The organism is Martelella sp. (genome assembly GCF_984369615.1).
Genome location: NZ_CFHTCS010000331.1, coordinates 1 through 4,790 on the forward strand (window position 1 = coordinate 1; position 4,790 = coordinate 4,790).

The following is a 4,790-nucleotide window of genomic DNA, read 5'->3' on the forward strand; positions in this document are numbered from 1 at the left end:
GGACCAAGGATATTGAGTCAGCTAATAAGCCAGAGACTGCGGAATGATTACCAGGCCATCCCAGGGCCTCTCTGGAGGGCCTGAGGGTCTTCCCGGTGATATAGAGTTGGTCTGTTCGCTGCTGGCCTCTGGCGCCAAGCGCGTTCTGGTTTCCGCTCCCTCGGCCGGCGCCGACAAGACGATCGTCTACGGCGTCAACCAGGATACGCTGACCAAGGACGACATGATCGTCTCCAACGGTTCGTGCACCACCAACTGCCTCGCGCCGATCACCTATGTGCTCAACGAGAAGTTCGGCATCGAGCGTGGCTACATGACCACGATCCATTCCTATACAGGCGATCAGCCGACCCTCGACACCATGCACAAGGACCTTTACCGCGCCCGCGCGGCGGCCCTGTCGATCATCCCGACGTCCACCGGCGCGGCGAAGGCGATCGGTCTCGTCATTCCGGAACTGAAGGGCAAGCTCGACGGTTCCTCGATCCGCGTTCCCACGCCGAACGTTTCGGTCGTTGATCTGAAATTCGTGCCGTCCAAGGACGTGACGGCGGAAGAGGTCAACGCCGCAATCAAGGAAGCGGCCGAGGGCAAGCTGAAGGGCGTTCTCGAGTACAATGACGAGCCGCTCGTCTCTCGCGACTTCAACCACGACCCGGCATCCTCGATCTTTGCCGCCCAGCAGACCAAGGTTCTGGAAGGCAAGCTCGTACGCGTGCTCTCCTGGTACGACAATGAATGGGGCTTCTCCAACCGCATGGCCGACGTCGCGGTCGCCATGGGCAAGCTGCTCTAGCGTATCGGCGCGAAAATCGGACCCGATTTTCGGAATGCATGATGCGTAGATTCAACAGGTTAGAGCGCCGTGCGTGCGAATGGACGCGCGGCGCTCCAAAGTCTCTCGGGTTGTCTTGAACCCTAACCTGCATGTCTGATCCAGCTGGAAAACGCTCGGGGGCTGAACGTCTCCGGGCGTTTTTCTATTCGTCTCCGCGTCGTTCCGCGGTTCTCTCGTCCACTTTTTGACGAGTGCCTTGCGTCTGGCGAAGCGCACCTCCATCGAGGTCTGGACTGTATGGCGACGGCCACGAACTGTCATGCCATCCTGCCAAGCGGCGGCCGTTCGCCTTCGCAAACCAGCTGGAAGAGGTCGCGCCATCATTGCCGGCCTCCACTCCAGCAATGGTCACGGGCCACATAAGCCAATCCATCAAATGCCGGGAGCGAACACGGCGGAGCTCAGAATTTCTTCGTCAGATAGGTTGATATCGTGTTCTTCGAAAAATCATAGACATCGACATTCGAGAAGTTCTGCGTGTAGGCATATTCGAGGCGTGGGGCGAAGCCCCTGACCGCCAGATTGCGCAGCGTGATGCCCAGCGAGGCCTGGATACGCTGATCGGAGCGTTTTTTGCCCGCGAGATAGGTTATATCCTGATATCGGCGATCGTCCGCGAAAATCGAGATATCGGAAATCGCTCCGAAATTCCATTCCCGGAAATATTGCGCATTCAGGGAGAACCGGACATAGCTGTTGGTGTCGTTAGCGGCGTCAACAAAGCTGACATTGCCGCCGAAACGCACCGAACTTGCGGACGAGATGGCGTAGAGATGGCTGATTCCCAGCACGGTCTCGCTGCCGTCGAGCGCATCGCGGTCGTGGTAATCAAGCTTGCGCCACAGGCCGCGCAACGTTGTAACGCCCTTTCGGCCCATATTGTGCCGCAGCGAGAAGGCGGGGCCGAGCGACCAGCGATAGGGCTCTTCGCCCTTCATCACATACTGGCCGACCAGACCGCCGGTCACCGTCCAGTCACCCATTTCGCGGCGATAATCGACGAAACTGTCGAAGTAGCTCGTGTTGAAGCTGGTATCGCGATACCAGTTCCCGTTCACCCCGCCGCCTATGGTGATCGATGAGATCTCATCGAGGTCGAAACGGTAGGATCCGTCCACCCCATAGCCATAGCCGATGCCGCTTTTCTTCTTGGCAGGCAGTATGGGAATGCCGCCGACATAGACGAGATCGGCGTCGGGGGCTTCGGTGATGTTGGTGCTGGGGGCTATGGAGAGATAGCCGCCAAGCGACCAGGGACGGATCGTGCGGGCCCTGGCGGCGAGGCGTTCGTAGAACCTGCGCTCTTCGGCACTGCTGGCGCTTCCGGCCAGAAGTTCGAAGTGATGCAGCGATGCGTTGCCCTCGCCCTGTTCGTAGAGAACGCCGGCAAGTTCGCGCCGGACGTTGCGGGCTTTCGGATTTTGCGAAAGAATGGCGCGAAGAGCGCTTGCCGCTTCCGGCAACCGGCCCTGCTGCTCCAGAATGAGAGCCTGCGTGAAGGCCGCGGCAAGCGTCTTGCCCTTTTCGTCGGCGGCAAAGCTTTCCGCCAGCGCCATTGCATCTTCGTAGCGCCCGTATTCGACCAGCACGCGCACCGCGTCAAAACCGGTCACGCTGGACTGTTTTGCGAAGCCACCTTGCGGAATGCCCATCGTGAATAAGCCAAGGGCGAACGCGAGCATGAAGCGCTTTGTGCGCTCCAGCCGCTGCTCCAGGCCGCGCGCCGGGTCTCGCGCGCGCGGCTCAGATCTGCGGTCGGTCATCGGTCTCAGTCTGCCCGGTTCGCCTGGAACACGCCGATGGTTGCCTTGGTCGGATTGTCGGCATTGTCAAAGGCAGCCACACTGCCGGCCGTCGAACTCGCGCCGCCGCCAAAAAGCGAACCCTTGACGCTGGAGCCTTCGCCGGCCGGATCACCGCCGATCGTCACGCTGTCAGCCACATAGGCAGCGCTGTTTTTGTCCATAGTGCCCGAGAAGCCAACATCGTCCATGGCGCCGATCGGCGCGTCGCCGTCATAGATGGTCAGGTCGCTGAAATCACCCGAAACCGCGCCGTTTTGAAAGTCGACGGTGATTGCGCTCGAGCCGGACACCAGGCCGCCGGCGGCGCCATTCTGCGCCTCGCCGAAATAGTCGCCCCGATAGGTGCCAGTGCCTTCCTGCGGCAGATCGGATATGGTGTCGCCGCTGTAAAGAGCGATGAAGTCGCCGTTCCCCTCGTCATTTTCATCGTCCACGGTGATATACATGGCGCCCGAAGAGCTGTTGTCATCTTCGGAACCGAGGAATGCTTCCAGTGTCGCTGTCTGGCCGTTCAGCTCGGAGGTGCTGCCAACCTCGCTGAAGGACAGGCTCTGGCCGTTATAGGTGCCGGATGTGAAGCTAACCGAAATGTTGCCATTGTCATCTTCGGTATAGTCGCCCGTCGCATCGGCAACCGTCGTGACGGATCCGTTCCTCAGTTGAACAGTGGTTCCGCCAACGGTGTAGCTGCCGTCGCCGCCGCCGGGTTGGCCTCCCGGTGCGCCGCCGCCGCCATTGCCCGGATCCCCCGAAGAACTGTTGCCGGACGTGCTGCTGCATCCGGCCACCGCGATCATTGCGGTGCCTGCTAGAGCAGCCAGAAAGTTCTTGTTCATTGCCCCTAACTCCATCATTCACTTTTGAAATCGCGCATTTTTCAGCGCAGCGCTTGGCGAGGCTAAAGTGAAGATATCGGAAGCGCGCCCCCCATTTGGGGGGTAGGACGGCTCTCTAGCCAAATTATCATTTGGCAAGCGGCTATTCGAGGCTGTTGTTCTGGAGCGATCGCGTTATGCCTTGGCGAAAGGGATCAAACGCAAGAGGCTTGCTTCTTACCGCTTACGGCGCCCGACGTCTTGACTTCCGCGCGCTGTTCCGGCGGGGCGTCACGCAAATGCGCAGCCAGAAGCTCAAAATGGCTGACGACGAGAAGATGGCCGGCGTCCGGTACGATGGCAAGGGGCGCGGCTATCTGTGTCGCCAGTTCGGAAGCGACCTCCGGAGGACACATCTTGTCCTGCGCGCCCTGCAAAAGCGACACCGGCATGGGGAGCGTCTTTGCCTGCGCGGCCCAGTCGCGTTGATTTGTGGCCAGATCGGCGACGATGCTTGTCGTTGAGCGCTCGGCAATCAGGGACAACCAGTCCAGCGCCCATCCGGTGTCGATATAATGTTCTATCACGGCGAGATCGGCAGGCGATTCGCGATAGCCGTGGCGGTAGGCGCGCCCGGCAAGCTCGGGTCTGCGCGCAATGGCCGCATAAGCCCTGACAAGAGCGGCGAAAATATGCGGGTTTTTCCGGGAGGCATTGGTGAGCGCGCTCTGCAGCCCGCGATTTTTCGACCCTGAGGCCATGGAGGGCGGATGCGGCACACCGGCAAGCATCAGGCATTCGGTCAGTTCGGGAAAACGCGCCGCGAAATGGACCGCCCAGGAAACGCCCGCGTTTGTCGCCACACAGGTTACCGGGCCGCCAACGAAGTGTCTGATATATTCCGCAACGGCTTCGGTCTGGGTTTCCAGAACATGCGAAGGTTCGGCGCTCGAGGCCCCGGGAGAGAAGAAACGCGGCACGACCAGCCAGCGTAGCCCGTTGCGGTTGAGTATCTTTACCTTGTCGTTGCACAGCACGGTCGGGGAAAGCAGGCTGTGGAAATAAAGGCAGGGCTTTCCTTTCCGGTCGCCGAATTCCCACACCGGCAGTTCCGTGCCGTTTTCCAGCGCCACCGAGTGAACGAGAACATCGCGGCCATAATGCCGCCTGAGCAACGCCCGCTCCGGACTGGCCGGCGACCTGCGCCCGAATGACTCGGTGAAATACCCCAGCAGACGGATGGAGAGCGTACGTGTGAGCGCCGCCTGACTGGCGACGTCGAATTTCTGGAAGATGACCTGCAACTGCTTGCGCTTGGTATCATAAGAGGTA

3 protein-coding genes and 1 pseudogene are annotated in these 4,790 nt (G+C 60.3%); 1 reads left to right on the forward strand and 3 read right to left on the reverse strand.

Annotated features, from left to right (window positions below; all coding sequences use genetic code 11):
• Positions 1–121 precede the first annotated feature (121 nt).
• A pseudogene (locus tag AC5DC2_RS19490) lies at positions 122–796 on the forward strand (type I glyceraldehyde-3-phosphate dehydrogenase); the annotation flags it as partial.
• A 443-nt stretch (positions 797–1,239) separates the two neighbouring features.
• Here AC5DC2_RS19490 and AC5DC2_RS19495 read toward each other — a convergent pair.
• From AC5DC2_RS19495 to AC5DC2_RS19505, 3 genes are all read right to left on the reverse strand, one after another.
• Positions 1,240–2,601 (reverse strand): surface lipoprotein assembly modifier, encoded by a 1,362-nt coding sequence (locus AC5DC2_RS19495; RefSeq protein ID WP_491699670.1) that lies wholly within the window; start codon positions 2,599–2,601, stop codon positions 1,240–1,242.
• A 5-nt stretch (positions 2,602–2,606) separates the two neighbouring features.
• On the reverse strand, positions 2,607–3,479 hold the full coding sequence (locus tag AC5DC2_RS19500) for a HupA family protein (protein ID WP_024706985.1): 873 nt from the start codon (positions 3,477–3,479) through the stop codon (positions 2,607–2,609).
• Positions 3,480–3,673: 194 nt separating this feature from the next.
• Positions 3,674–4,790, reverse strand: a 1,117-nt coding sequence (locus AC5DC2_RS19505) for an alpha/beta fold hydrolase (RefSeq protein ID WP_491699671.1), incomplete at its 5' end; no start/stop codon positions are given.

Excerpts from the sequence above, each read along its gene's own strand:
- AC5DC2_RS19495 (WP_491699670.1), bottom strand. The coding sequence starts at position 2,601 with ATGACCGACCGCAGATCTGAGCCGCGCGCGCGAGACCCGGCGCGCGGC.
- AC5DC2_RS19500 (WP_024706985.1), bottom strand. The coding sequence starts at position 3,479 with ATGAACAAGAACTTTCTGGCTGCTCTAGCAGGCACCGCAATGATCGCG.